The following is a 25,447-nucleotide window of genomic DNA, read 5'->3' as shown; positions in this document are numbered from 1 at the left end:
TCCGACTGCGAAGGTATGGTCGAACCGATGACCGGGCCCGTGGGGTGCCGGAGGCAGTGGTGAGGGACGGAGATACTGGCGTGGCACGCAGTGTGTACGTGACCGGGATCGACCGGGGGGACGGGCGGCAGGCCGTCGAACTCGGGGTCATGGAACTGCTGACCCGCCAGGTGGACCAGGTCGGGGTGTTCCGGCCGCTGGTGCACGGGCGGGCCACCGGCGAGGCGGGCACCGACCACGTGGTGGAGCTGCTGCGCGGCCGCTACCGGCTGGAGCTGCCGACCACCGAGCTCTACGGGCTGACCTACGAGGAGGCCGCCGCACTGCAGGCCGCCCAGGGACAGGACGAGCTGGTCTCCACCCTGGTCGACCGGTTCCGCGCGCTGGAGCAGCAGTGCCAGGCCGTGCTGGTGCTCGGCACCGACTTCGCGGACACCAACATCCCCGACGAGCTGGCCTTCAACGCCCGCCTGGCCAACGAGTTCGGCGCCTGGGTGCTCCCGGTGGTGGGCGGGCACGGCCAGGACCCGGCGACCACGGTCGCCGAGGTCCGCAACGCCTACCGCGCCTACACCGACCTCGGCTGCTCCACCCTCGCGATGATCGCCAACCGGGTGGTGCCGAGTGCCAAGCAGCCGGTGCTGCGCGGGCTGACCGGCAAGCTGCCGGTGCCGGCCTACGTGATCCCCGAGGAGCCGGCGCTGGCCGCGCCGACGGTGGCCCAGCTGATCGAGTCGACCGGCGCCGAGGTGCTGCTCGGCGACGCGGCGGGGCTGGCCCGGGACGTGCGCGGGTTCGTCTTCGGCGGCGCGATGCTGCCCACCTTCCTGCCCGCGCTGACCGAGGGGGCCCTGGTGGTCACCCCCGGCGACCGGGCCGACCTGCTGATCGGATCGCTGGCCGCGCACGCGGCGGGCGCGCCGCCGATCGCCGGCGTGCTGCTGACGCTCGCTCAGCACCCGGGCCCCGACGTGCTGGCGCTGGCCGCGCGGCTGGCGCCCGGCACCCCGGTCGCCGTGGTCCCCGAGGGCAGCTGGCCGACCGCGGCCACGCTGACCCACGTGGAGGGCCGGCTGACCGCCGGCAGCCCGCGCAAGGCCGAGATCGCGCTCGGCCTGTTCGAACTGCACGTCGACACCGTCGAGCTCACCAGCCGGATCGAGCTGAGCCGCTCGGACCGGGTGACCCCGATGATGTTCGAGCACGCCCTGCTGGAGCGGGCCCGCAGCACCCGGCGGCACGTGGTGCTGCCGGAGGGCACCGAGGAGCGGGTGCTGCGCGCCGCCGAGATCCTGCTGCGCCGCAACATCTGCGACCTGACCCTGCTCGGCGAGGTGGACGCCGTGCGCCGCAAGGCCGCGGGCCTGGGCATCGCGCTGCCGCACGAGGAGACCGGCGACCGGGCGCAGGTGCGGATCGTGGACCCGGCCACCAGCCCGCTGCGCGAGCGCTTCGCCGAGCTGTACGCCGAACTGCGCGCGCACAAGGGCATGACCGTCGAGCTGGCCCACGACGTGGTCACCGACGTCAGCTACTTCGGCACCCTGATGGTGCAGGAGGGCATCGCCGACGGCATGGTCTCCGGCGCCGTGCACTCCACCGCCGCGACCATCCGGCCCGCCTTCGAGGTGATCAAGACCGCGCCGGGCGCCGCGATCGTCTCCTCGGTCTTCTTCATGTGCCTGGCGGACAGGGTGCTGGTCTACGGCGACTGCGCGGTCAACCCCGACCCCGACGCCCAGCAGCTGGCCGACATCGCGCTCCAGTCCGCCGAGACGGCCGCGCAGTTCGGCGTCGAGCCCCGGGTGGCGATGCTCTCCTACTCCACCGGCACCTCGGGCTCGGGCGCCGACGTGGACAAGGTCCGCAGGGCCACCGAGCTGGTCCGGGCGCTGCGTCCGGAGCTGCTGGTGGAGGGTCCCATCCAGTACGACGCCGCGGTCGACCCGCACGTCGCCGCGACCAAGCTGCCTGGCTCCCCGGTCGCGGGCCGGGCCACCGTGCTGATCTTCCCGGACCTCAACACCGGCAACAACACCTACAAGGCGGTGCAGCGCTCGGCCGGCGCCGTCGCGGTCGGGCCGGTGCTGCAGGGCCTGCGCAAGCCCGTCAACGACCTGTCCCGCGGCGCGCTGGTGCAGGACATCGTCAACACGGTGGCCATCACCGCGATCCAGGCCCAGACCACCGTGAACGGTCAGAGCCCCGTGCCGGACCAAGCCGCCGAGGAGGCGATCGCATGACCGAGGCGACCCGGGTCCTGGTGCTCAACGCCGGCTCCTCGTCGGTCAAGTACCAGCTGATCGAGATGGTGGACGGCGAGCGGCTGGCCGCCGGGCTGGTGGAGCGGATCGGCGAGCAGGGCGGCCGGCTGGTGCACACCCCGCGCAGCGGCCTGAAGCGCGAGACGGCGCAGCCCTTCCCGGACCACGCCGCCGCGCTCAAGGCGGTGGCCGAGGAACTGGCCGCCGACGGACTGGGCCTGGACTCCCCCGAGCTGGCCGCGATCGGGCACCGGGTGGTGCACGGCGGCAAGCGGTTCACCGCACCCACCGAGATCACCGACGAGGTGCTCCGCGAGATCCACCGCCTGGTGCCGGTGGCCCCGCTGCACAACCCGGCCAACATCATCGGCATCGAGGTGGCCCGGGCGCTGCGCCCCGACCTGCCGCAGGTCGCGGTCTTCGACACCGCCTTCCACACCACGATCCCCGAGTACGCGGCCCGCTACGCGATCGACCGGGCGGTGGCGGACGAGCACCGGGTGCGCCGCTACGGCTTCCACGGCACCTCGCACCAGTACGTCGCCCGCGCCACCGCCGAGCTGCTCGGCCGCGATCCGGCCACCGTCAACGTGATCGTGCTGCACCTGGGCAACGGGGCCTCGGCCTCGGCGGTGGCCGGCGGGGTCTGCGTGGACACCTCGATGGGCCTGACCCCGCTGGAGGGCCTGGTGATGGGCACCCGGTCGGGCGACATCGACCCGGGCGTGGTCTTCCACCTGCACCGGGTCGGCGGCCTGTCGATCGACGAGATCGACGACCTGCTCAACCGCCGCAGCGGCCTGCTGGGGCTGTGCGGGGACAACGACATGCGCGAGATCATGCGCCGCGCCGAGGAGGGCGACGAGGCGGCCGAGCTGGCCTTCCGCGCCTACGTGCACCGGCTGCGCAAGTACATCGGCGGCTACTACGCGGTGCTCGGCCGGGTGGACGCGATCGCCTTCACCGCCGGGGTCGGCGAGAACGCGGCGCCGGTGCGCGCGGCGGCCACCGAGGGGCTGACGGAGCTGGGCATCGAGGTCGACCCCGAGCTGAACTCGGTCCGCTCCGGCGAGGCCCGGGTGATCTCGCCCGCGTACGCGCGGGTGGCGGTGGCGGTGGTGCCCACCGACGAGGAGCTCGAGATCGCGCAACAGGTATACGCACTGGTCCACCGGGGTCGATGACCGGCTGTTCGGAGGTTCGTCCCCATGCCTGGGAATAACTCGTACGGATAGGATCATCGATATGCGCCGAGCGAAAATTGTCTGCACCCTGGGTCCGGCGACGGACTCCTACGAACAGCTGAAGGCCATCGTCGAGGCGGGCATGAACGTCGCCCGACTGAACATGAGCCACGGCTCCCACGCGGAGCACGAGGAGCGATACCTCAAGGTCCGCCAGGTCTCCGAGGACACCGGTCGCACCATCGGTATCCTGGCCGACCTGCAGGGCCCCAAGATCCGTCTGGCGACCTTCGCCAACGGACCGGTGACCGTTGACAACGGCGACACGTTCACCATCACCACCGAAGACGTCCCCGGTGACCAGCACATCTGCGGCACCACCTACAAGGGCCTGCCCGGCGACGTGAAGCCCGGCGACCCGATCCTGATCAACGACGGCGTCATCGCCCTGGAGGTCGTCAGCGTCGACGGCCCGCGGGTGAAGACCGTGGTCATCGAGGGCGGTGTGCTCTCCAACAACAAGGGCATCAACCTGCCCGGCGCGGCCGTCAACGTGCCCGCCCTGTCCGAGAAGGACAAGGACGACCTGCGCTTCGCACTGCGCCTGGGCGTCGACATGGTCGCGCTCTCCTTCGTCCGCAACGCCGCCGACATCGACGACGTCCACAAGGTGATGGACGAGGTCGGCATCCGGGTTCCGGTGATCGCCAAGATCGAGAAGCCGCAGGCCGTCGAGGCGATGGAGGAGATCGTCCTCGCCTTCGACGCCATCATGGTGGCCCGCGGCGACCTGGCCGTCGAGTACCCGCTGGAGAAGGTGCCGCTGGTCCAGAAGAAGCTGATCACGCTGGCCCGCCGCAACGCCAAGCCCGTCATCGTCGCCACCCAGATGATGGAGTCGATGATCCACGCCTCGCGCCCCACCCGCGCCGAGGTCTCCGACGTCGCCAACGCGATCCTGGACGGCACCGACGCGGTGATGCTCTCCGCCGAGTCCAGCGTCGGCAAGTTCCCGGTCGAGACGGTCAAGACCATGAGCCGGATCGCCGAGCAGGCCGAGGAGGAGCTGCTGGCCCAGGGCCTGCAGCCGCTCAACCCGGGCCGCAAGCCCCGCACCCAGGGCGGCTCGGTGGCGCGCGCGGCCTGCGAGCTGGGCGACTTCCTGAACGCCAAGGCGCTGGTGGCCTTCACCAAGTCCGGTGACACCGCCCGCCGCCTGTCCCGCTACCGCTCGCCGATCCCGGTGATCGCCTTCACCCCGGACGCCGCCACCCGCAACCAGCTCTCGCTGAGCTGGGGCGTCGAGGCGTACGTGACGGAGCAGGTGGCCACCACCGACGAGATGGTGCTCCAGGTCGACCGCGAGCTGCTGTCGATGAAGCGGCTGGCCGAGGGCGAGACCGCCATCGTCACCGCCGGCTCGCCCCCCGGCGTGCCGGGCAACACCAACATGGTGCAGGTGCACCACCTGGGCTCGCGCAACGCCAAGTGAGCCGTCGCCAGCACGCAGGAGCGGGCCCTCTCCGCTGGGAGGGGGCCCGCTCCGCTGTCCGGGCGCGAGTGACCGTCCTGGTCAGTGCCCGTACTGGTAGGGCGTGGTGTCGTTGTAGAGGTGCATGCCCGGGATGTGCAGGGTGCCGCCGAACTGGCCGGCCTGGATGGCGGTGACCCCGGTCATGGTGATGTCGAGCGGGATCGGGACCGCGCCGATCAGGTCGTAGAGCCAGGTCGGCAGCGTGTCGGGGGTCAGCGTGATGGTCCCCAGCGGCGGCAGCGGGATGCCGTACAGCGCGGAGAGCTCACCGCTGAGGCTCTCCACGTACATGGTGATCGGGCCCTGGGTCATGGTCGAGGTGCTGCCCGGGGCGCCCTGCACGTGGAAGGTCTGCGGCGGCTTGCCGCCGGCCGCGGTGTTCTCGATCGTCGACATGTCGAGATCGCCGATGTCCACCGAGCTGACGGTGAACTTGAGCACCCGCTTGGTGGTGGTCGGGGTGTGCACCTCGTAGACGCCGCCGAAGACCGCGCCGTGCAGGGCCAGCTTGGTGGACTTCAGCGTCCAGTTCTGGTCGGGCACCACCTGGCCGCCCTGGGCGGCGGCGGCCGAGAGGTTGCTGGTGTCCACCGGGCAGAGCGGGCGGGTGTCGCCGTTGGCGAGCGCGGAGGCGACGGCCGAGGGCGCGGCGGTGCCGGTCGGCGCCGGCGAACCGCTCGGGGCGCTCGATGCGCCCGGCGCCGGGCTGCCGGTGGCCGAACCGCTCGGCGAGGCGCTGGGGGCCGTGCTGGGCGCGCTGCTCGGGGACGCGCCGCCGGACGCGCTGGGGGCGCCGGACGTCCCGGCGGACGGCGTCGGCACGGCGGCCGGACCCGAGGACGCGGGCGCCGGTGCGGCGGGGCTCGCCGGGGGCTGCGCGGCGGCCTGGCCGCTCGGGGACGCGGGCGCCGGCGAGGAGGTGTTCGGGGTGACCGGCGCACCGATCCGCGGCGCGGCGGGGACCGCCGGGGTCGCCGTGGCGGACGGGCTCGGCTTCGACGGGTGGCTCGGCGTGAAGATGCCGGTGATCCCGTTGATGATGTCGCCGATCAGGTTCCCGCCGCCGCTGCCGTCGTCCGCCTGCACCACCCGGCTGGTGACCGCCGCGGCGGCCTGCTGCTGGGCGCCCGGGCCCGCGTTCGGCGAGACGAAGGCGGCGCTGATCGCCTGACCGCCGCCGCTCGCCGAGGCCTTGGTGGCACTCGGGTCCGGGACCGGGGTGAGCTGGCTCTTGGGCACCTGGGTGATGCTGCCGGTCGCGTTCGCGGCGGTCGAACCGCTGGCGCAGGCGCTGTTCGTGGTGGTCGCGGCCGAGGCCAGGTCGGGCACCACGCTGCCGCCCATCAGCAGGGCGGTCGGGACGGCCGTGAAGGCCAGCAGCCGGGCCCGCCTGTGCCCGCTCGCGCGCGGCGCGGCGTGCCGGGGGCCCTCGCTGCGCCGCGGCTCTTGCTCGTCCCGGCCGGTCACTTCACGTCTCCCGCCTGCTCGGTCGTGCCGGACTGCTCGGGGAGCTGCACGGTCTGCTCGACCTGCTCGGCAGGGGCAGGCTCGGCGGTGAACTCGGCGGTGGCGTGCTCGGCCGTGGTCTGCGGCGGGAGGGAGGGCGGGATGTTGGGGTCCGCGGCCACCGCGACGGCGGCCTGCTCCTGGTCCTTGACCGGCGCCCAGGCGCAGAGCAGCCCGCCGCCGATCAGACCGGGGATCAGACCGAGGGTGAAGCCACCGAGGTTGGAGACCGGGATCGAGATCAGCGCCAGGATGGTGACCGCGATCCCGCAGAAGTATCTGGTGGCCGGCTGGAACCAGGCCGAGACCCCGAGCGCGATCATCAGCAGCCCGATGACCAGGGCGCCGGCGCCGCCCGTGGTCGCCATCGCCATGGTGAGGTCGCCGATGCCGAGGTGGGCGTAGGGGAAGTAGAGGATCGGAAAGCCCGCGACGGCGGACAGCAGACCGCCCCAGAACGGCCGGGTGCGGCGCCAGGCGCGGAACCTGAGCCGGAGCCGGGTGAAGAGGCCCGCGCCGTCGGGCCAAGCGGGGGCAGATGCGCTGGTCACGATGGAACTCCTCGCGAGGTCTGTCCGAGGGGGGAGCGTCGGTGTGCGGGTAGGGGACGGCCAGTAGCGCGCCGCCCCCTCCCCCTCATGACCGGCTCGGGCCGGTCATGGTGTCCGTTCCGTCCGGTCCTGGGGGACCGTCAGGGCCGGCTCAGTAGCACTCGTTGGCACCCTTGGTGATGCCGAGCTTCAGACCGGGCAGCTTGAAGGTGCCGGCCGAGGTGGCCCAGGCCTCCTGCTGCACGTTGTGCAGCGCGGCGTTGGGCGCGGACTGGGCGAAGCCCATCGCACCGGTCGGCTTCGGGTTGTTCCGGATGTCCTTCCAGTTCTGCGTGGCAGAACCGGTCAGCGTGGAGGCGTCCTGGCCGATGTTGATGTTGGTGAAGGTCGCGTCGGCGTTGAGCTGGTCCAGGTCGATCAGCAGGTTGGTGGCCTGGACCTGGCCCGCGTCGGTCGACGGGTCGTAGCTCGGGTCGTCCGTCGGGTTCTGCTCGGCGGCCTCACCGGCGTGCAGGGTCAGGGTGTACTGGCCCAGCAGCGGGATGTCCGTGACGACGGACTGGCACAGGTTGTGAATGGTGGCGTGGTCGAAGGCGGAGACCGCGATCACGTGCGGCGTCCCGTTCTTCTCCGCGTCCACGGAGCCGAACTGGGCGAAGTTGGTGCCGCGCAGATGGTCGGTGGTGACCTTGAAGCTCTGCCCCGACACGCTGAACGACGCCGCGAGCGCGCTCTGCGCGATGCTGACGCCGACCACGGCGGTGGCGGCGATGCTGGGCACCATCACCAGGGCGAAGCGCTTCCAGCGGGTCTTGCCGTAAGTCTGGGACATGCGTGTCCTCCTTCTCGGACGTACATCTCCGGTCGGGCCCGACACGCTAGGGCGGATCCCGTCCTGGGATGGGAGACGTGCAACGTCCTCGGTAGCCGAAAGCACCGCCGTCGGCCGGAACCGGACGACGGGCGATCACCCCCGAGCGACAACCAACGGCCACGCGGGGCCGCGCGACCGCATCGAGGACAGGACCGCGGTGGGACGCGGTACCCCCCTGCCCTCCCAGCCACCGATGGGTGTCGGCGGCTGCCCGGTGGGGACCCCGCACCGGCATCTGTCCAGCAGGCGGCCGGAGGATGAAGTGAGGGACCAGGCGTGGCCGATGCTGCTGGAATACCGGCCGGAGCACAAGGGGTGCGTTACTGACGGGTAATCCAATAACCGTCCAGGTTGACAATGACCTGTTCATGACATCGACACACCGTGACGAAATCCGAGCGTCGCGCCCGAGAAACATGCTGGAAACAGGAGGGAAACACCCGCGCGCGGTCACCCAAGGTGACCGCGCGCGGCTCTTGTCAAGATTTGATAAACCTCAGCCGGAGTTGACAGCAATGTCGCCTTATCTCCGACGACACCGCAGGTCACCCGCCGTGCCACCTGCCCCAAGGGGCAGTCGCCGAGGAGGCGTCAGAAGAGCACCCGGGCCAGCGCCGAGCGGGCCGCGGTGACCCGCGGGTCGTCCGCGCCGATCACCTCGAAGAGCTCCAGCAGCCGCACCCGCGCGGCGTCCCGGTCGGCGCCGGCGGTACGGCCGACGGTGTCGACCAGGCGCCCGAAGGCGTCCTCGACGTGGCCGCCGACGAGGTCCAGGTCGGCCGCGTCCAGCTGGGCCTGGACGTCCTTGGGGTCACCGGCGGCGGCACCGCGCACGGCCTGGGGGTCCATGCCCTGCACGCGGAGCAGCAGCTGGGCCTGGGCGAGGCCCAGCTGGGCCTCCTGGTTGCCGGGCTGGTCGCTCAGCACGTTCTGGTAGGCCTGCACCGCGCCGCCCAGGTCGCCGCGGTCCAGCGCCTCGTGCGCGGCGGCCAGCGCCGGGTCCTCGGGCAGGCCGGGCAGCGCACCGTCCTCGCCGGCGGGCAGGCCCGCGCCGCCGACGATGCCGAACTTCTGCTCGGCGACCGCGATCAGCTGGTCGAGCACCTTGCGGACGTTGGCCTCGTTCTCGGCGCCCTGGAAGAGCGGCACCAGCTGGCCGGCCACCACGGCCATCACGGCCGGGATGCTCTGGATGCCGAACTGCTGGGCGATCAGCTGGTTCTGGTCGACGTCGATCTTGGCCAGCACGATCCGGCCGGCGTACTCCTCGGCCAGCCGCTCCAGGATCGGGCTCAGCTGCTTGCAGGGGCCGCACCACTCGGCCCAGAAGTCCACCACCACCGGCACTTCGGTGGAGCGCTGGACGACCTCCTCCTCGAAGGTCGCCTCGCTGACGTCGAGGACGAGCTGGTAGCCGACGCCCGGGGCCGCCACCCCGGCGGCCTCGGCAGCGGCGGCCTGGCGGGCGCGTTCGGCCCGGGCCTGCTCGGCCTTCTGCGCGGCCTCGCCGGCCGCCTTCACCGCGGCGAGGTCGACCGCACCGCGCAGAGCGGAGCTGTTCAGATGCGTGTTCCGTGGCTGCATGGCACTATCCTCCCCCGTCCGCGTGGATGCCGGGCGCCATCCGCCCGGAAATGCTGCTCCGGGCCCGACGTCGCCGGCCGGGAGGTGCCCTCACCCCCGGCCCGGCTCCGCGCCGCCTGGGCGCGCAGCCGCTTCACTCCGGTAGCGACCGGCCCAGGGCCGGTCGGTCAGCGGCGCGGATCCCCACCCGCGCTGCGTGCCCGCCCCTCCCACAGGACCGGCACGTGGTTGTCGCTCTATTCGCTACAGGTCGTAGCGTATCTGCCTCCGACCCCCGGTGCGCAAGCCCTCCTCGGCTGTCAAGCGCGTGATGTGGCCCACTCTCGGGCCGCACCCGCCGGGGGCCGGCCGGTCCAGATGCTTTCGCTGGTGCCGAAGTGTCGATACGGTGACATCCCCCACCCAAAAGCTACTCGCCAGTACACGCAAGGAGGCCCGGTGGCCCCCACACCGCAGCCGGCCCCGCCCCGCGCGAAAGGGCGACCCCGCAGCGCCGCCGCGGACCAGGCGATCCTCGACGCCACCCGCGAGGTCCTGGCCGAACTCGGCTGGGGCGGGCTGACCATGGGACACGTCGCGGCCCGGGCCGGCGTCGCCAAGACCACCCTGTACCGCCGCTGGCCCTCCAAGAACGAGCTGGTGGTGGACGCCGTCGCCAGCCTCTTCGACCAGCTGGAGATGACCGACCGGGGCAGCCTGCAGGCCGACATCGAGGACGTGGTCACCCAGTTCGCCACCGTGCTGGCCAGACCGGAGAGCCAGGCCTCGCTGCTCGCCCTGTTCGCCGAGGGCTCCCGCGACCCGCAGCTGCGCCGCCGGATCCGCGAGCACATCGTGGACCCGCAGAAGCGGCTGGTGCACCAGGGCCTGGCGCAGGCGCTGGCCCGCGGCGAGCTGGCCGAGACTCCGGACCCGCTGGCCGCCGCCGAGGAGATCGACATCATCTTCGACACCATCGCGGGCGCCGTGGAGCACCGGATGCTGGTGATCGGCGACCCGGTCACCCCGCAGTGGATCCACCGCTTCACCGACCTGCTGCTCAACCCGGGGCTGTACCGCAGGCTCTGCCCGGAGGGCGCTCAGAAGCCGGCCGGCTCGCGGTAGGTCCCCCATTCCTCCCGCAGCGCGTCGCAGATCTCGCCCAGGGTGGCCTCCGCCCGCACCGCCGCCAGCATCGAGGGGATCAGGTTCGAGCCGTCCCGGGCCGCCGCCAGCATCGCCGCCAGCCCCGCCCGCACGGCCGCCTCGTCGCGCCCGGCCCGGCGCGCGGCCAGCAGCCTGACCTGCTCGCGCTCCACCTCGTGGCCGACCCGCAGGATCGAGAGCTCCTCGGTGACGCTCTGCGGGAAGCAGTTGACGCCCACCACCCGCTTCTCGCCGCGCTCCACCGCCTGCTGGTAGCGGAAGGCGGACTCGCCGATCTCCTGGGTGAACCAGCCCTCCTCGATCCCGCGCAGGATGCCGGAGGTCATCGGGCCGATCCCGTGCTCGGCCGAGCCCTTGGCCAGGATCCTGGCGAAGACCTCCTCCGCCTGCGCCTCGATCCGGTCGGTCAGCGCCTCCACGTACCAGGAACCGCCCAGCGGGTCGGCCACGTTGGCCACCCCGGTCTCCTCCAGCAGCACCTGCTGGGTGCGCAGCGCGATCTCGGCGGCCTGCGCGGAGGGCAGCGCCAGGGTCTCGTCCAGCGCGTTGGTGTGCAGCGAGTTGGTGCCGCCCAGCACCGCGGCCAGCGCCTCCACGGCGGTGCGCACCACGTTGTTGTAGGGCTGCTGGGCGGTCAGCGAGACCCCGGCGGTCTGGGTGTGGAACCGCAGCCAGCGCGCCTTCTCGGTCCGGGCGCCGTAGACGTCGCGCAGCCAGCGGGCCCAGATCCGGCGCGCCGCGCGGAACTTGGCGATCTCCTCGAAGAAGTCCAGGTGGGCGTCGAAGAAGAAGGACAGGCCCGGTGCGAACACGTCCACGTCCAGACCGCGGGAGCGGCCCAGCTCCAGGTAGGCGAAGCCGTCGGCCAGCGTGTAGGCCAGCTCCTGGGCGGCCGTGGCCCCCGCCTCGCGGATGTGGTAGCCGGAGACCGAGACCGGCTTGTAGTCGGGCAGCTGCTCGGCGCAGTACTCCAGCAGGTCGCCGATCAGGCGCAGGTGCGGCTCGGGTGCGAAGATCCACTCCTTCTGCGCGATGTACTCCTTGAAGATGTCGGTCTGCAGCGTGCCGTTGAGCACCCGGTGGTCCACGCCCTGCCGCTCGGCGGCCACCAGGTACATGCAGAAGACCGGCACCGCGGGGCCGCTGATCGTCATCGAGGTGGTCACCTCGCCCAGCGGGATGCCGCCGAAGAGCACCTCGAGGTCGGCGGCCGAGTCGACGGCGACCCCGCAGTGGCCGACCTCGCCGAGCGCGCGCGGGTCGTCCGAGTCGTGGCCCATCAGGGTCGGCATGTCGAAGGCGACCGAGAGCCCGCCGCCGCCGGCCGCCAGGATCATCCGGTAGCGCTCGTTGGTCTGCTCGGCGTTGCCGAAGCCGGCGAACTGGCGGATCGTCCAGGGCCGGCCGCGGTAGCCGGTGGAGTGCAGGCCGCGGGTGTAGGGGTACTCCCCCGGCCAGCCGATCCGTTCGAAGCCCGGGTGGTCCGCGCCGGACGGCGGCCCGTAGACCGGGTCGACCGTCTCACCCGAGAGCGTGGTGAAGTCGGCCGCCCGCTTGACGGCGCTGTCGTAGCGCTGCTGCCAGCGGCGGCGGCCGTGCTCGATCTCCTCGGCGTCCATCGGGCTCCGCTCCGGGGTCGGGGGTAGGGGGTCCCCGAAATCTACGGAGCCGCCGGGCCGACCCGTCGGCGGCGCGGCGGAGCGGGCCTCTTCCGGACACACAGAAGGCCCCCACCTCGGTGGGGGCCCCGCGGTCGGCGGTGGCTCTCAGGCGCTGACCGGCTGCTCGGCGGGCGCCGGGGCGGTGGTCCCGGCGACGTCGCGCATCAGCCGGCGCTCGGCGACGAAGGAGGCGAACGGGATGCAGCCGGCGGCCAGCGTGAAGAGCATCCGGCCGAGCGGCCACTTCAGCTTCTGGCCGAGCAGGAAGGTCACCACGAAGTAGGCCAGGTACAGGTAGCCGTGCAGCATCGCGACGTACATGGTGGCCTGCGCGCCGGTGTCGAAGCCGTACTTCGCGACGATGAAACCGCAGAAGATCAGCAGCGCGCAGCCGGTGGCGATCGCCAGGGCCCGGTACGCGGTCAGCAGGGGGGTGGACTTCATGTTCGGCAGCTTTCGCTCGACAGGGGGGATCTCGATGGGGGGTACTGAGACACGGCGGCCCATCCGAGAGTAGCCGCCGGATTCACACCGGCCGTGCCGGGGGCTCGGCGAAGTCGCCGGCCGCCACGCGCAGCGGTCTGAGCAATTCGAACACCTCGCGGCACTGCTCCTCGTCGTAGGACTCCAGGCCGAACTCGATGGCCATCAGCTCCCGGGTGGCCTGCTCCACCACCTCGCGCCCGCGCGCGGTGATCGCCGCCAGCACCCCGCGCCCGTCCAGCGGGTTGGGCCGCCGGGAGACCAGGCCCGCCTTCTCCAGCCGGTCCACAGTGTTGGTGACGCTGGTCGGGTGGACCATCAGCCGCTCCCCGATCTTGGACAGCGACAGCTCGCCGGTACGGCTGAAGGTGAGCAGCACCAGCGCCTCGTACCGGGCGAAGGTCAACCCGTACGGCTTGACCACCGCGTCGACCCGGCCCAGCAGGATCTGGTGGGCGCGCATCACCGAGGTGATCGCCGCCATCGACGGCACCTCGCCCCAGCGCCGGGCCCACAGCTCGTCGGCACGGGCGATCGGGTCGAAGTCGAGTGCGAGGGGTTTGGCCACGTCCCACACCGTACCGGCGGGCCCTGCGCGGCCCGCCCGACGGCCCGCATGGTGGGACCCGGCCGTCGGCCCCGGCGCCGGCCGGGGCGCCGGTTCAGGCGGTGGCCGGCGCGAGCTCGCCGCGCTCCTCCTTGGCGAGCATCCGCTCGGCGAAGAAGCCGCCGGTCGGCAGCACCGACAGGACGAAGAGCAGGGCGACCCGCTTGAGGTCCCAGCCCTGCTTCTGCCAGGCCAGGCCCAGGAAGGCGACGTAGGCGAGGAAGAGCATGCCGTGGATCATGCCGAGCACCGGGACCGGGTTGAAGCTGGTGTTGTACTTGAAGATCATCCCGACCAGCAGAAGTATGAAGGACAGGCCTTCGGGGCCGGAGACGAGACGCAGGCGGTGGGCGGCGCTGTTCTGCATGACGAGGACCTCACGGGTGACGGGTTCGCTTGTGAACGGGAGCACAAGCCGTCGCCCATTATGAGCAGACCACTGCTGCGGACCCGGCTCCGGGGGGCCCGTGGTGCCGGAGGTCACACTGGGAACGACGCCGGGGACCACCCGGGCGCCGGCTCGCTATCCTGCTTCCCGCACACCCCGAGCGGGTGTACGGGAACCGAACGGGGGAGCTCCACCATGGGCAAGCTGGACTGGAACCTACGCACCTGCGCCAGGCGCGGCCACACCACCTACGCACCGAGCGAGCCGGAGCTGCGCGCCCGGCTGCACGCCAGCACCGCCATCGGCGAGGCCTGGCGCTGCCTGCGCTGCGGCGACTTCGCGCTCGGCGAGCCGCACGGCAGCGGGCCGGCCGCGAACGCGCCGCTGGTGGTGCGCGGCAAGGCACTGCGCGACCTGTTCGTGCTGCGGATCCTGGCCGTGGAGCGCGGGCTGCGCGGGGTGCTGGGGATCCTGATCGCCTGGGCGGTGTGGAAGTTCTCCAACAGCCAGGACGCCCTGCACGAGCTGTTCGACCAGAACCTGACGGTCTTCAAGCCGGTGGCGGACCACTTCCACTGGGACCTGGAGCACGCCTCGGTGGTGGACACCATCCGCAAGACCTTCGACTACGAGCACAAGACGCTGGTCTACGTCGCGGCCGGCGTGCTGGCGTACTCGCTGATCGAGGCGGTGGAGGGGGTGGGCCTGTGGCTCGGCCGCCGCTGGGCCGAGTACCTCGCGGTGATCGCCACCGCCGCCTTCCTGCCGCTGGAGGGCTACGAGCTGTCCGAGCACGCCTCCGCGGTCAAGATCGCCACCACGGTCGTCAATGTGCTCGCCGTCCTGTGGATCCTGCTCTCCAAGCGGCTGTTCGGGCTGCGCGGCGGCGTCGCGGCCTTCGAGGCGGAGCGGCACTCGGCCTCGCTGCTGGAGGTCGAACAGGCGGCCGAGGTGGCCCCGATCGGCGTGTGACACCGCAGGTGGGAGCAGGTGGCGCGGATCCGGCCTCACTGGTTCGAGTGATTCCGGCGGCCAGCAGGGGCCGAGATGCTTCCTGGACCATCCAATATAGTAGAACGTTGAACAATATCGCGTATCATGGCGTCATGGATACGCACGCCACCGAGCCGACCACGGCCGCGCCCGAACCCGCCGCCGATGAGACCCCCTGGCTCAACGCCCGCGAGCAGCGGCTGTGGCGTGCCCACCTGGAGGTCAGCAAGCTGCTGGAGTACCAGCTCAGCCGCGAGCTGCAGCAGCACGACCTGGCGATCAACGACTACGAGATCCTGGTGGTGCTCTCCGAGTCCCCCGACCGGCGGATGCGGATGACCGACCTGGCCACCGCCACCCTGCAGTCCAAGAGCCGGCTCTCGCACCAGATCACCCGGATGGAGAGCGCCGGCCTGGTGCTGCGCCAGGAGTGTCCGGGCGACCGCCGGGGCCTGTACGCCCACCTGACCGAGCAGGGCTGGCAGACGCTGCGCGCCGTCGCGCCCGACCACGTGCGCAGCGTGCGGGCGCACTTCATCGACCGCTTCGACAACGACCAGATCGACGCCATGTACGAGGCGCTGGCCCCGATCGCCGAGCACCTGCGCGCGCTGCGCGGCCGGGCCTAGGCCCGGCCGCTGCGGCGCCCGGACGTCAGCCCCGCTGTTCGTCCGTCAGGCCGGCCACCAGCTCGTCGGCCGCGCCGTACGGGTCGAGCCGGCCGGCCGCGACCCGCTCGGCCAGCGCGTCGAGGTGCCGGTCGCCGCGCAGGTCGCCGATCCGCGAGCGCAGCGACGCCAGCGCGATCGCCTCGATCTCCTGCGCCGCGCGGCGCTGCCGGCGGGCCGCCAGCCGGTCGCCCTCGGCGAGCCAGGCGCGGTGCTTCTCCAGCGCCTCGACCAGCTCGTCCAGCCCCTCGCCGCGGGAGGCCACGGTCTTGACGATCGGCGGCCGCCAGTCACCGGGCCGGCGCGACTCGCCCAGCCCCAGCATGTGCCCCAGCTCCCGCACGGTGGCGTCCGCGCCCTCCCGGTCGGCCTTGTTGACCACGAAGACGTCACCGATCTCCAGGATGCCCGCCTTGGCGGCCTGGATCCCGTCGCCCATCCCGGGGGCCAGCAGCACCACCGTGGTGTCCGCCTGCGCGGCCACCTCCACCTCGGACTGGCCGACCCCGACGGTCTCCACCAGGATCGCCTCGCAGCCCGCCGCGTCCAGCACCCGCAGCGCCTGCGGGGCCGCCCAGGAGAGCCCGCCCAGGTGACCGCGGGTGGCCATCGAGCGGATGAAGACGTCCGGGTCGGTGGCGTGCTCCTGCATCCGTACCCGGTCGCCGAGCAGCGCACCGCCGGAGAACGGCGAGGACGGGTCCACCGCCAGCACCCCGACCCGCCGGCCGAGCCGGCGGTAGGCGGTGACCAGCGCCGAGGTGGAGGTCGACTTGCCCACCCCGGGCGAGCCGGTCAGCCCCACCGTGTGGGCCCGGCCGGTGTGCGGAGCGAGCGCGGCCATCACCTCGCGCAGTTCCGGGGCGGCGTTCTCGACCAGCGAGATCAGCCGGGCCACCGCACGCGGGTGCCCCGCCCTGGCCTGCTCGACCAGGGCCGGCACGTCGGTCATGGAGCTTCTCCTTCGGGTCCTTGCGGTGGGACGGCCGGTGCTCAGGCCTTGGGCACCCGGACGATCAGCGCGTCGCCCTGGCCGCCGCCGCCGCACAGCGCCGCCGCGCCGACGCCGCCGCCGCGCCGGCCCAGCTCCAGTGCCAGGTGCAGCACCAGCCGGGCGCCGGACATCCCGATCGGGTGACCGAGCGCGATCGCGCCGCCGTTGACGTTGACCTTCTCGTCGGTGACGCCGAGGTCCAGCATCGACTGGTGGGCGACGGCGGCGAACGCCTCGTTGATCTCGATCAGGTCCAGGTCCCCGACCGCGATGCCCTCCTTCGCCACCGCGTGCAGGATCGCGTTGGACGGCTGCGACTGCAGCGAGTTGTCCGGGCCCGCCACGTTGCCGTGCGCGCCGATCTCGGCGATCCAGCTCAGGCCCAGCTCCTCGGCCTTGGCCCGGCTCATCACGACCACGGCGGCGGCGCCGTCGGAGATCTGCGAGGCGCTGCCGGCGGTGATCGTGCCGTCCTTGCTGAACGCCGGGCGCAGCTTGGCCAGGCCCTCGACCGTGGTGTCGGCACGGATGCCCTCGTCCTGGCTGAACAGGACCGGCTCGCCCTTGCGCTGCGGGATCGGGACGGGCACGATCTCGGCCTCGAAGAGGCCGTTCTTCTGCGCGGCGGCGGCCCGCTGGTGCGACCGGGCGGCGATCTCGTCCTGCACCTCGCGACCGATACCCAGGCGGGTGTTGTGCTTCTCGGTCGACTCACCCATCGGGATGTTCTCGTAGGCGTCGGTGAGACCGTCGTGGGCCATCGCGTCGAGCAGCTCGATCGAGCCGTACTTGTAGCCCTCGCGGGACTTGGGCAGCAGGTGCGGGGCGTTGGTCATCGACTCCTGGCCGCCGGCCACCACGACGTCGAACTCGCCGGCCCGGATCAGCTGGTCGGCCAGCGCGATGGCGTCCAGGCCGGAGAGGCAGACCTTGTTGATGGTCAGCGCCGGCACGCTCATCGGGATGCCGGCCTTGACGGCGGCCTGGCGGGCCGGGATCTGCCCGGCGCCGGCCTGCAGCACCTGACCCATGATCACGTACTGCACCTGATCGCCCGTCACACCGGCCCGCTCCAGCGCGGCCTTGATGGCGAAGCCGCCCAGGTCGGCCCCGGAGAAGCCCTTGAGCGAACCGAGCAGCCGACCCATCGGGGTGCGGGCGCCCGCGACGATCACGGAGGTGGTTGCGGTGGAATCGGAAGGCATGGAACGAGCCCCTTCGCGCGTCATGGCCAGCGAGTCCTGCCGGATCTAGCACGACGACAGGGCCCGGGGGGAGGATGCAGCTCAATGTACTGACCCGTAACCCGGGCGTCACCGGAGCAACGGTGTGATCAGGCTCGCACGAGACCCGGTGGCGCGAGGCCCGGAATCTGCGCTGCACTGGTGCGACCCACCTTCAGGAGGCTTACCCGTGTTGACCCGGATCGACCACATCGGCATCGCCTGCTTCGACCTCGACAAGACCGTCGAGTTCTACCGGGCCACCTACGGCTTCGAGGTGTTCCACAGCGAGGTGAACGAGGAGCAGGGCGTCCGCGAGGCGATGCTCAAGATCAACGACACCGGCGACGGCGGCGCCTCCTACCTGCAGCTCCTGGAGCCCACCCGGGAGGACTCCACGGTCGCCAAGTGGCTGGCCAAGAACGGCGAGGGCGTGCACCACATCGCTTTTGGCACCGCGGACGTCGACGGAGACGCGGCAGCGATCAAGGGCAAGGGCGTGCGGGTGCTCTACGAGGAGCCGCGGCGCGGCTCGATGGACTCCCGGATCACCTTCCTGCACCCCAAGGACTGCGGCGGGGTACTGACCGAACTGGTCACCTCCGCGGGGACGCACCAGGAGCCCGGCGAGGGCCACTGACCCGGGACCGACCCGCCGGTAACCTGCGCCAGTGCCGACCTCGGCGGTTACAGCCCCGCTCCGGCCCACTACACTGCCCAGGGTCGCAGGGGAGTCCAACCAGGGCACGGCTGAACAGTCGCAGTACGGATCTGTCACCATTCTCCACAAGGCAAGAGTTCGCCCAGGAGTCCACCCGGTCGGCGGAGCGCGATCAACCGTGCTCCACACCGACCGACCGGCTCCGACCCGTGGCGGGTGCCCCAGGACCAGGGGCACCCCCAGTTCCGGCCCGTCCGGGACTGGCCCGCGGTGCAAGGACCAGCGCGGCCGGCCCACCCGACGGGGTCGGGGTGGCCGCACCGGTCGAGGACGCGACCAGGAGATGGATGGGACCGCGCAGTGCGGGGCAACGACCGCTACGAGGTTGATGATCACCTCTCCCAGTTCGAGGCCGAGATGGACCGGCTTCGCAAGGAGCGGGACAAGACCGTCGAGCATGCCGAGGACCTCGCCTACCAGGTGGAGGTGCTCCGGGCCAAGCTGCACGAGTCCCGTCGGCAGCTTGCACAGCCGCGCGCCTTCGACGCCGTCTCCGGGCAGGCCGAGCAGCTGCTGCGCACCGCTGAGCTGCAGGCCCAGCAGCTGCGCGCCGACGCCGAGCGCCAGCTGCGCGAGTCCCAGGCGGCCACCCAGCGCCTGATGGCCGAGGCCGCCGAGCGCACCGCCCGGCTGGAGGCCGAACTCCAGGCCCGCCGCCGCCAGCTCGAAGAAGAGATGGCCGAGCTGCGCCGGGCGGCCGAGCAGCACGTCAACGAGAACGTCAGCTGGGCCGAGCAGGCCCGGGCCGGTACCGAGCAGGAGGCCCAGCGCCTGCTCCAGGAGGCCCGCGCCGAATCCGACCGGCTGATGGCCGCCGCACGCGCCGAGGCCGCCGCACTGGCCGACCAGGCCCGGGCGCAGACCGCCGCCGACGTGGACGCCGCCCGCGGCGAGGCGCAGGCCGCCGCCGAGGCCGCGCTGCTGCGCGCCCAGAGCGACGCCGAGGCGCTGCTGCGGGCCGCCAGCGAGCAGGCCCAGCAGACCGTGGGAGCGGCCGAGGAGCTGCGCGGCAGTGCCGCCAGCGAGGCCCAGCAGCAGCTGGCCGGCGCGCAGGCCGCCGCCGTGCAGCGGCTGGCCGCCGCACAGGACGAGATCGCCCAGCTGAAGCGGCAGGCCGAGGAGGACCAGCAGCGGGCCGAGGCCGCTGCGGCCCGCGCCCAGGCCGAGATCGAGCGGCTGCGCGCGGAGGCCGAGGCGGAGGCCGAACGGGCCCGCCTGGAGGCCGCCGAGCTGCGGGCCACCGCCACCGCGGCCGCCGACCGGCTGCAGGCCGACGCGCAGGCCGCCGCCGAGCAGCGGGTCGCCGACGGCGAGGCGGCCAGCGAGCAGCGTTCGCAGACCGCCAAGGCCGAGGTCGCCCGGATGGTGGCCAAGGCCACCGAGGAGGCCGAGCAGATCAAGGCCGCGGCCGCCGAGCTGCTGGCCAGGGCGCAGACCGCGATGGCCGAGGCGGTGGCCGCCAAGGCCGCCGCCGACGACGAGAACGACCGGCTGCGCACCGCCGCCGAGTCCGTCGCCACCCAGCTGCGTTCCGAGGCCGAGGCCGCCATCGCCGAGCTGCGCGCCGCCGCGATCGCCGAGGCCGCCGAGCTGCGGGCACAGGCCGAGGGCGCCGCCGAGGCGCTGCGCAACGACGCCCGCGAGCAGGGCCGGGCCGAGGGCGCCAAGGACGCCACCGTGCAGCTGGCCAAGGCCGCCAAGAGCGCCGAGGAGGCGCTGGCCCGGGCCACCGAGGACGCCGAGGCCACCCGCGCCGCCGCTGCCGCCGAGGGCGAGCGGGTGCGGGCCGAGGCCGCCGCGGAGGCCGAGCGGCTGCGCGAGCAGGCTCAGCAGGCCGTCGAACAGGCGCAGAACGCCGCGCTGGACGACGCCGCGGACATCCGGGCCCGGATGGAGCGGATGCAGGACGAGGCGGCCCGGCTGCGTGCCGAGGCCGAGGAGCTGCGCACCCAGGCGGCCACCGAGGCGGAGAAGGTCCGCGGCGAGGCGCGCCGGCAGGCCGTCGCGCAGATAGAGGAATCCGCGAAGACCGCCGAGGAGCTGCTCACCAAGGCCAAGGCCGACTCGGACGAGCTGCGCGCGGGCGCCGCCGCCGAGGTCGAGCGGCTGCGCACCGAGGCCAAGGAGCAGGCGGCGCAGACCCAGGCGCGCGCCGAGCAGACCCTGGCCCGGGCCAGGGGCGAGGCCGAGAAGCTCACCGCGGCCACCGAGCAGCAGCACAAGGACACGCTGGCCGCCGCGAAGGCCGCCGCCGCCGAGAACCGCGCCGCTGCCGAGCGGGAGACCGCCGAGCTGCGCCGCGAGGCCGCCGAGTACGACCAGCGGGTACGGGCCGAGGCCGAGGAGCGGGCCACCGAGGTGCAGGCGGCGGCCCAGCAGGCCGCCGAGGAGCGCGAGGCGCAGGCGCTGGCCGAGGCCGAGCGGGTGCTGGCGGAGGCCGAGGCCACCGCGAACGCGCTGCGCGAGGAGACCCGCCGCGCGGCCGAGCAGGCGGCGGAGGAGCTGCGCCGCGAGCGGGAGGCGGCCGCCGCGCAGTTGACCGCGGCTCAGCGGACGCGCGAGCAGGCCGAGTCCGCGGCCGAGGAGTTGACCGAGCGGGTCGACGCCGAGCTGACCGCGCTGCGGGCGGACACCGAGCGGGAGACCGCCGAACTGCGCGCCGCCGCCGAGCGGGAGAGCACGGAGCAGCGCGCCGCCGCCGAGCGGGAGAGCGCCGAGCTGCGCCGCGAGGCCGCCGAGTACGACCAGCGGGTACGGACCGAGGCCGAGGAGCACGACCGGCAGGTCCGCGCCGAGGCCGAGGAGCAGGCAGCCCGGCTGCGGGCCGAGGCCGAGGCCGCCGCGGAGGCGCTGCGCGCCCAGGCAGCCGAGCAGCTGGCGCAGGCCGAGGCCGCCGCCCGGTCCTCGGTGGCCCAGGCCGCCGAGGAGGCCACCGCGCTGCGGGCCGGCGCGGCCGAGGAGTGCGACGCACTGCGGGCCGAGGCCGCCGAGGTGCTGGAGCAGGCCCGGTCGCAGGCCGCCAGTGCGGTCGAGACCGCCACGGCGGAGGCGGCCGAGCTGGTCACCGCCGCCGAGGAGGAGGCGGCCGGCGTCCGTCAGTCGGTGGCCGGACTGCACGAGCGGGCCGCCCTGCAGGTCGGCAAGCTGGTCGAGCGCACCGAGCAGGAGACTGCCGAGCTGCGGGCGACCGCCGAGCGGGAGACCACCGAGCTGCGCGAGCGCACCGAGCAGCAGGCCGCCGAACTGCGCGCCACCGCCGAGCGCGAGACTGCTGAGCAGCGGGCGACCGCCGAGCGCGAGACCGCCGAACTGCGCGAGCGCACCGACGCCGAACTCGCCGCTCTGCGCGCCACCGCCGAGCACGAGACCACCGAACAGCGGGCGACCGCCGAGCGCGAGACCACCGAACTGCGCGAGCGCACCGAGCAGCAGGCCGCCGAACTGCGCGCGAGCGCCGAGCGCGACGCCGCCGAGGAGCGCGAGCAGGCGGCTGCCGCAGCCGCTGCCGAGCGGGAGGCGGCCGAGCGCGAGGCCGCCCGGATCGCCGCCGAGGCGGAGACCTACCGCGAGCGGCTGCGGGCCGAGGCGGACGCCTACGACAGCGGTCTGCGGGCCGAGGCCGAGCAGTACGCCACCCAGCTGCGGGCCGACACCGAGGCCGAGTCCGCCCGTCTGGTCGCCGAGACCCACGAGTACGACGCGGCGATCCGGGCCGAGGCCCAGGCGCACCGCGAGCAGACCGAGGAGGACGCCCGCCGCCTGCTGGCCGAGGCCGAGGCGCAGGCCCAGCACACCGTCGCGGAGGCCGAGGAGCGCGGTGCCGCGCTGCTGGCCGAGGCCGAGCAGTACGCGGCCCGGCTGCGCACCGAGGCGGAGGAGTTCGCCGCCGCCACCCGCACGCTGGCCGAGGAGTACGAGGTCGCCACCCGGGCCCGCGCCGACGCCTTCGACGCGAGCACCCGCGAGCAGGCGGAGCAGTTCGACAGTGCCACCCGGGCGCAGGCCACCTCGGTGCTGGAGAAGGCCTTCGCCGATGCCGAGTCGCTCGGCGAGGAGGCCCAGAGCACCGCGCTGGCCACCACCGCAGCCGCCGAGGAGCAGGCCGACGCCATGGTGGCCGCCGCCCGCAAGGAGGCCGAGCGGCTGGTCGCGGCCGGCGAGGCCGCCGGGCAGGCGGAGGTCGAGCGGGCGCGCGCCGACGCCGACGCGCTGCTCTCCGAGGCCCGCCGGGACGCCACCGCGATCCGCGAGCGCGCCGAGGAGCTGCGCGAGCGCACCGAGGCCGAGGTCGAGGCGCTGCACGAGCGGGCCCGCAAGGAGAACGCGCAGGCCATGAAGTCGGCCGGCGAGCGGGTCGACGCGCTGGTGACGGCCGCTCAGGAGCAGCTCACCGAGGCCGAGGAGCAGGCGGTGGCCGCCGTCGCCGAGGCCGAGGAGCGGGCCGCCGCGCTGGTCACGGCCGCCGAGGAGCGCGCTGCCGAGCTCACCTCGCAGGCCTCCGCCGAGGCGAGCAAGGTCCGGATCTCCGCCGTGCGCAAGGCCGAGGGCCTGCTCAAGGAGGCCGACCAGAAGCTCGCCGCCTCCACCGCCAAGGCCGAGAAGCTGGCCGCCGAGGCCGAGCAGCGGCTCAAGTCCGCCCAGGACGAGGCCGAGGAGCAGCTGGAGGCCGCGGCCGGCGAGGCCGCCAAGCGGGTGCGGGCCGCCGAGGAGACCGCGGCCGAGCAGCTGCGGCTGGCCGAGGAGGAGGCCGACCGGGTGGCGAGCGCGGCCCGCAGCGAGGCCCAGCGGGTGACCGACGAGGGCCGGCGCGAGCTGGACGAGCTGGTGCGCCGGCGCAAGGACATCAACACCGAGATCTCGCGCGTGCAGGACGTGCTCTCAGCACTGGAGGCCTTTGAGGCACCGTCACCTGTCCAGCAGGCGGCGGCTCGCGAGACGCCGGCCACGCAGGGCGGCGGCAAGGGGAACGGAAGCAACGGGGGATCAAAGGCGGGCGCTGGAGTGGGCGCCCCCCGATCGGGTGGCGGTCGCTCCCAAGGGACACCACCCGATTGAGCGGACATTGTCCGTCAGCCATAGGCTTTTCGCCTACGACACTCCGGTAACGTGTCAGGATTCCCTCAACCACCTCAGCGGTTTGACGACAGGAAGCCCAGAACCCCATGAGCGACAGTCACTCCCCTCACGGCTTCGACCTGGTACGCCGTGGGTACGAGCGTGCCCAGGTCGACGAGCGGATCACCAAGCTGGTGGCCGACCGTGACAGCGCATTGACCCGGATCAGCGCGCTGGAGAAGCGGATCGAAGAACTCCACCTGGAGACCCAGAGCGCCCAGGCTCAGGTGGCCGACGCCGAGCCTTCGTACGCTGGTCTCGGCGCGCGGGTCGAGAAGATCCTGCGGCTGGCCGAGGAGGAGGCGAAGGACCTGCGCGAGGAGGCGCACCGCGCCGCCGAGCAGCACCGCGAGCTGGCCGAAGCCGCCGCCCAGCAGGTCCGTTCCGAGGCGGAGAACTACGCCAAGGACCGCAAGGCGAAGGCTGAGGACGAGGGCCTGCGGATCGTCGACAAGGCCAAGAGCGACAGCTCCCAGCTGCGCGCCGAGGCCAACAAGGACGCGCAGAACAAGCGCGAGGAGGCGGACGCCCTCTTCGAGGAGACCCGCACCAAGGCCGCCCAGGCCGCGCTGGAGTTCGAGACCAACCTGGCCAAGCGCCGCGAGCAGTCCGAGCGCGACCTGGCGGCCCGTCAGGCCAAGGCCGAGAAGCGGCTGGCGGAGATCGAGCACCGGGCCGAGCAGCTGCGCCTGGAGGCCGAGAAGCTGCGCACCGACGCCGAGCGCCGCGCCCGCCAGACGGTGGAGACGGCCCAGCGCCAGTCCGAGGACATCGTGGCCGACGCCAACGCCAAGGCCGACCGGATCCGCAGCGAGTCCGAGCGCGAGCTGGCGGCGCTGACCAACCGCCGCGACTCGATCAACGCCCAGCTGACCAACGTCCGCGAGATGCTGGCCACCCTGACCGGCGCGGCCGTGGCAGCCGCCTCGCTGCCCACCGACGACACGCTCGGCGTGCCGGCGCAGCAGTCCCGCTGAGACCTCAGGGCCCGCCCGTCCCGGCCCGCACCAGCGGCGCCCGGTCCCGCGTCAGCGGGGCCGGGGCGCCGCTGCGCTGTCCCGGTGCGCGGCGCCCCGGCGGCCGCGCTCAGCCGACCCGCCGCAGCAGCGCCGTCACCGCCGCGTTGAACGCCGCCGGGGCCTCCAGCGCGCTCAGGTGCCCCACGCCCGGAATCACCGTCAGCTCCGCGTCCGGCAGGGCGTTCGCCATCGCCTGGACGTCCGCGAGCCCGGTCAGCGCGTCGTACTCCCCCACCACCACCGCGGCGGGCACCGTCAGCTGGGCCAGCGTCTCGAAGGAGTCCGGCCGGGCCGCCATCGCCCGCTGCGCCCAGGCGACCCCGGCCGGGTCGGCTGCGGCGATCAACTCCCTGACCTCGGTGACCAGTTCCGGCGTGGACTCGGGGCCGAGCAGTGAAGCCTCGGTCTTCTCCTCCAGCAGCAGCGCCACGCTCCGCCGGGCCAGCACCGCCGCCGCGATCCGCTCCCGGTTGACCACCGCCCCCGGTGCGTCCGCGCTCGCCTTGGTGTCGGCCAGCAGCAGGCCGGCCAGCCGGTCGCCGTGGCGGCGGGCGAAGGCCATCGCCAGGTAGCCGCCCATCGAGAGGCCGCCGAGCACCACCCGCTCCAGCCCGGCCCCGTCGAGCACCTCGGCCACCCGGTCGGCCCAGGTGTCCAGCGCCGGTGCCCCGAGCGGCGCCGGCGAGGCGCCGAAGCCCGGCAGGTCGGGGGCCAGCACCCGGGTCTCGCCCAGCGCCCCGTCGAGCTGGGCCCGCCACATCCCGGCGTGCAACGGGAAGGCGTGCAGCAGGAGCAGCGGCGTCCCCACACCCGGGCCACTGTCACGAACAGCGAGATCGGTCATGGCGCCCACCGTAGGCGGCATACCGGTCTGCCGCCCACGCGGGCCCGGGTGTCCTTTCGGCTACGACCTGCCGGGCGGCGCTGCTTGT

The 25,447-nt window shown here is 73.3% G+C and carries 20 protein-coding genes; 9 read left to right on the top strand and 11 right to left on the bottom strand.

Features of this window, described 5'->3' with window-relative positions; all coding sequences use genetic code 11:
• Positions 1-80 precede the first annotated feature (80 nt).
• From pta to pyk, 3 genes are all read left to right on the top strand, one after another.
• A complete protein-coding gene (gene pta, locus OG500_RS24650) occupies positions 81-2,243 on the top strand; it encodes a phosphate acetyltransferase (protein WP_327069002.1) in 2,163 nt (720 codons plus the stop codon).
• Complete coding sequence (locus OG500_RS24645) at positions 2,240-3,448, top strand: acetate kinase (protein WP_327069001.1); 1,209 nt, start codon at positions 2,240-2,242, stop codon at positions 3,446-3,448. Before pta ends, OG500_RS24645 begins: the two co-directional genes overlap by 4 nt.
• 61 nt (positions 3,449-3,509) lie before the next feature.
• On the top strand, positions 3,510-4,940 hold the full coding sequence (gene pyk / locus OG500_RS24640; RefSeq protein ID WP_327069000.1) for a pyruvate kinase: 1,431 nt from the start codon (positions 3,510-3,512) through the stop codon (positions 4,938-4,940).
• Between the two features lie 81 nt (positions 4,941-5,021).
• Here the strand turns inward: pyk and OG500_RS24635 are convergent, their stop codons facing one another.
• From OG500_RS24635 to trxA, 4 genes are all read right to left on the bottom strand, one after another.
• The gene (locus OG500_RS24635) at positions 5,022-6,449 is read right to left on the bottom strand and encodes a hypothetical protein (protein ID WP_329583480.1); all 1,428 of its coding nucleotides are present in this window, start codon (positions 6,447-6,449) and stop codon (positions 5,022-5,024) included.
• Entirely contained in the window at positions 6,446-7,039 is a 594-nt protein-coding gene (locus tag OG500_RS24630) for a DUF6114 domain-containing protein (RefSeq protein ID WP_329583477.1), read from the bottom strand. Before OG500_RS24630 ends, OG500_RS24635 begins: the two co-directional genes overlap by 4 nt.
• 151 nt (positions 7,040-7,190) lie before the next feature.
• Positions 7,191-7,871, bottom strand: a complete 681-nt coding sequence (locus OG500_RS24625) for a DUF6230 family protein (protein ID WP_327068997.1) — start codon at positions 7,869-7,871, stop codon at positions 7,191-7,193.
• Positions 7,872-8,504: 633 nt separating this feature from the next.
• Positions 8,505-9,497, bottom strand: coding sequence for a thioredoxin (gene trxA / locus OG500_RS24620; RefSeq protein ID WP_327068996.1), 993 nt, complete (start codon positions 9,495-9,497; stop codon positions 8,505-8,507).
• Between the two features lie 438 nt (positions 9,498-9,935).
• Here trxA and OG500_RS24615 point away from each other — a divergent pair, with 438 nt between their 5' ends.
• Positions 9,936-10,601, top strand: a complete 666-nt coding sequence (locus OG500_RS24615; protein ID WP_327068994.1) for a TetR/AcrR family transcriptional regulator — start codon at positions 9,936-9,938, stop codon at positions 10,599-10,601.
• On the opposite strand, the gene OG500_RS24610 is transcribed toward OG500_RS24615, so the two are convergent.
• The 4 genes from OG500_RS24610 to OG500_RS24595 all read right to left on the bottom strand — a co-directional run bounded on the left by OG500_RS24610 (position 10,577) and on the right by OG500_RS24595 (position 13,761).
• Complete coding sequence (locus tag OG500_RS24610; RefSeq protein ID WP_327068993.1) at positions 10,577-12,262, bottom strand: acyl-CoA mutase large subunit family protein; 1,686 nt, start codon at positions 12,260-12,262, stop codon at positions 10,577-10,579. The two genes, OG500_RS24615 and OG500_RS24610, sit on opposite strands and share 25 nt — an antisense overlap.
• A gap of 147 nt (positions 12,263-12,409) precedes the next feature.
• Positions 12,410-12,748: a DUF3817 domain-containing protein gene (locus OG500_RS24605; protein WP_327068992.1), complete on the bottom strand. Its 339-nt coding sequence runs from the start codon at positions 12,746-12,748 to the stop codon at positions 12,410-12,412.
• An 82-nt stretch (positions 12,749-12,830) separates the two neighbouring features.
• Positions 12,831-13,355, bottom strand: coding sequence for a MarR family winged helix-turn-helix transcriptional regulator (locus OG500_RS24600; protein ID WP_327068991.1), 525 nt, complete (start codon positions 13,353-13,355; stop codon positions 12,831-12,833).
• Positions 13,356-13,449: 94 nt separating this feature from the next.
• Positions 13,450-13,761: a DUF3817 domain-containing protein gene (locus OG500_RS24595; protein WP_327068990.1), complete on the bottom strand. Its 312-nt coding sequence runs from the start codon at positions 13,759-13,761 to the stop codon at positions 13,450-13,452.
• Positions 13,762-13,977: 216 nt separating this feature from the next.
• Between OG500_RS24595 and OG500_RS24590 the strand changes: the two genes are divergently transcribed.
• Both OG500_RS24590 and OG500_RS24585 read left to right on the top strand, forming a co-directional pair.
• Positions 13,978-14,754, top strand: a complete 777-nt coding sequence (locus OG500_RS24590) for a DUF2127 domain-containing protein (protein WP_327068989.1) — start codon at positions 13,978-13,980, stop codon at positions 14,752-14,754.
• Positions 14,755-14,888: 134 nt separating this feature from the next.
• A complete protein-coding gene (locus OG500_RS24585) occupies positions 14,889-15,404 on the top strand; it encodes a MarR family winged helix-turn-helix transcriptional regulator (RefSeq protein ID WP_327068988.1) in 516 nt (171 codons plus the stop codon).
• Between the two features lie 25 nt (positions 15,405-15,429).
• Here the strand turns inward: OG500_RS24585 and meaB are convergent, their stop codons facing one another.
• Together meaB and OG500_RS24575 are read right to left on the bottom strand one after the other, a co-directional pair.
• Positions 15,430-16,395, bottom strand: a complete 966-nt coding sequence (gene meaB, locus OG500_RS24580) for a methylmalonyl Co-A mutase-associated GTPase MeaB (RefSeq protein ID WP_327068987.1) — start codon at positions 16,393-16,395, stop codon at positions 15,430-15,432.
• Between the two features lie 41 nt (positions 16,396-16,436).
• Positions 16,437-17,642 carry an acetyl-CoA C-acetyltransferase gene (locus OG500_RS24575; protein ID WP_327068986.1) on the bottom strand — a complete coding sequence of 402 codons (1,206 nt, stop codon included), beginning with the start codon at positions 17,640-17,642 and terminating at the stop codon, positions 16,437-16,439.
• Positions 17,643-17,850: 208 nt separating this feature from the next.
• Between OG500_RS24575 and mce the strand changes: the two genes are divergently transcribed.
• The 3 genes from mce (at position 17,851) to OG500_RS24560 (ending at position 24,473) form a co-directional block, all read left to right on the top strand.
• On the top strand, positions 17,851-18,300 hold the full coding sequence (mce, locus tag OG500_RS24570; RefSeq protein WP_327068985.1) for a methylmalonyl-CoA epimerase: 450 nt from the start codon (positions 17,851-17,853) through the stop codon (positions 18,298-18,300).
• 381 nt (positions 18,301-18,681) lie between these two features.
• Positions 18,682-23,436 (top strand): hypothetical protein, encoded by a 4,755-nt coding sequence (locus OG500_RS24565; protein ID WP_329583466.1) that lies wholly within the window; start codon positions 18,682-18,684, stop codon positions 23,434-23,436.
• Between the two features lie 107 nt (positions 23,437-23,543).
• Positions 23,544-24,473 carry a cellulose-binding protein gene (locus tag OG500_RS24560; RefSeq protein ID WP_327068983.1) on the top strand — a complete coding sequence of 310 codons (930 nt, stop codon included), beginning with the start codon at positions 23,544-23,546 and terminating at the stop codon, positions 24,471-24,473.
• Positions 24,474-24,582: 109 nt separating this feature from the next.
• Here OG500_RS24560 and OG500_RS24555 read toward each other — a convergent pair whose 3' ends face one another.
• Positions 24,583-25,359 (bottom strand): alpha/beta fold hydrolase, encoded by a 777-nt coding sequence (locus tag OG500_RS24555; protein WP_329583463.1) that lies wholly within the window; start codon positions 25,357-25,359, stop codon positions 24,583-24,585.
• Between the last annotated feature and the right edge of the window lie 88 nt (positions 25,360-25,447).

This window comes from Kitasatospora sp. NBC_01250 (genome assembly GCF_036226465.1).
Taxonomy (GTDB): domain Bacteria; phylum Actinomycetota; class Actinomycetes; order Streptomycetales; family Streptomycetaceae; genus Kitasatospora.
This window is presented reverse-complemented; position numbering and strand designations above follow the sequence as displayed.

Bases quoted from the DNA above. Each gene is read 5' to 3' on its own strand.
- OG500_RS24645 (WP_327069001.1), top strand. From the start codon at position 2,240: ATGACCGAGGCGACCCGGGTCCTGGTGCTCAACGCCGGCTCCTCGTCG.
- pyk (WP_327069000.1), top strand. From the start codon at position 3,510: ATGCGCCGAGCGAAAATTGTCTGCACCCTGGGTCCGGCGACGGACTCC.
- OG500_RS24625 (WP_327068997.1), bottom strand. From the start codon at position 7,871: ATGTCCCAGACTTACGGCAAGACCCGCTGGAAGCGCTTCGCCCTGGTG.
- trxA (WP_327068996.1), bottom strand. From the start codon at position 9,497: ATGCAGCCACGGAACACGCATCTGAACAGCTCCGCTCTGCGCGGTGCG.
- OG500_RS24610 (WP_327068993.1), bottom strand. From the start codon at position 12,262: ATGGACGCCGAGGAGATCGAGCACGGCCGCCGCCGCTGGCAGCAGCGC.
- OG500_RS24605 (WP_327068992.1), bottom strand. From the start codon at position 12,748: ATGAAGTCCACCCCCCTGCTGACCGCGTACCGGGCCCTGGCGATCGCC.
- OG500_RS24595 (WP_327068990.1), bottom strand. From the start codon at position 13,761: ATGCAGAACAGCGCCGCCCACCGCCTGCGTCTCGTCTCCGGCCCCGAA.
- OG500_RS24590 (WP_327068989.1), top strand. From the start codon at position 13,978: ATGGGCAAGCTGGACTGGAACCTACGCACCTGCGCCAGGCGCGGCCAC.
- OG500_RS24585 (WP_327068988.1), top strand. From the start codon at position 14,889: ATGGATACGCACGCCACCGAGCCGACCACGGCCGCGCCCGAACCCGCC.
- meaB (WP_327068987.1), bottom strand. From the start codon at position 16,395: ATGACCGACGTGCCGGCCCTGGTCGAGCAGGCCAGGGCGGGGCACCCG.
- OG500_RS24575 (WP_327068986.1), bottom strand. From the start codon at position 17,642: ATGCCTTCCGATTCCACCGCAACCACCTCCGTGATCGTCGCGGGCGCC.
- OG500_RS24560 (WP_327068983.1), top strand. From the start codon at position 23,544: ATGAGCGACAGTCACTCCCCTCACGGCTTCGACCTGGTACGCCGTGGG.
- OG500_RS24555 (WP_329583463.1), bottom strand. From the start codon at position 25,359: ATGACCGATCTCGCTGTTCGTGACAGTGGCCCGGGTGTGGGGACGCCG.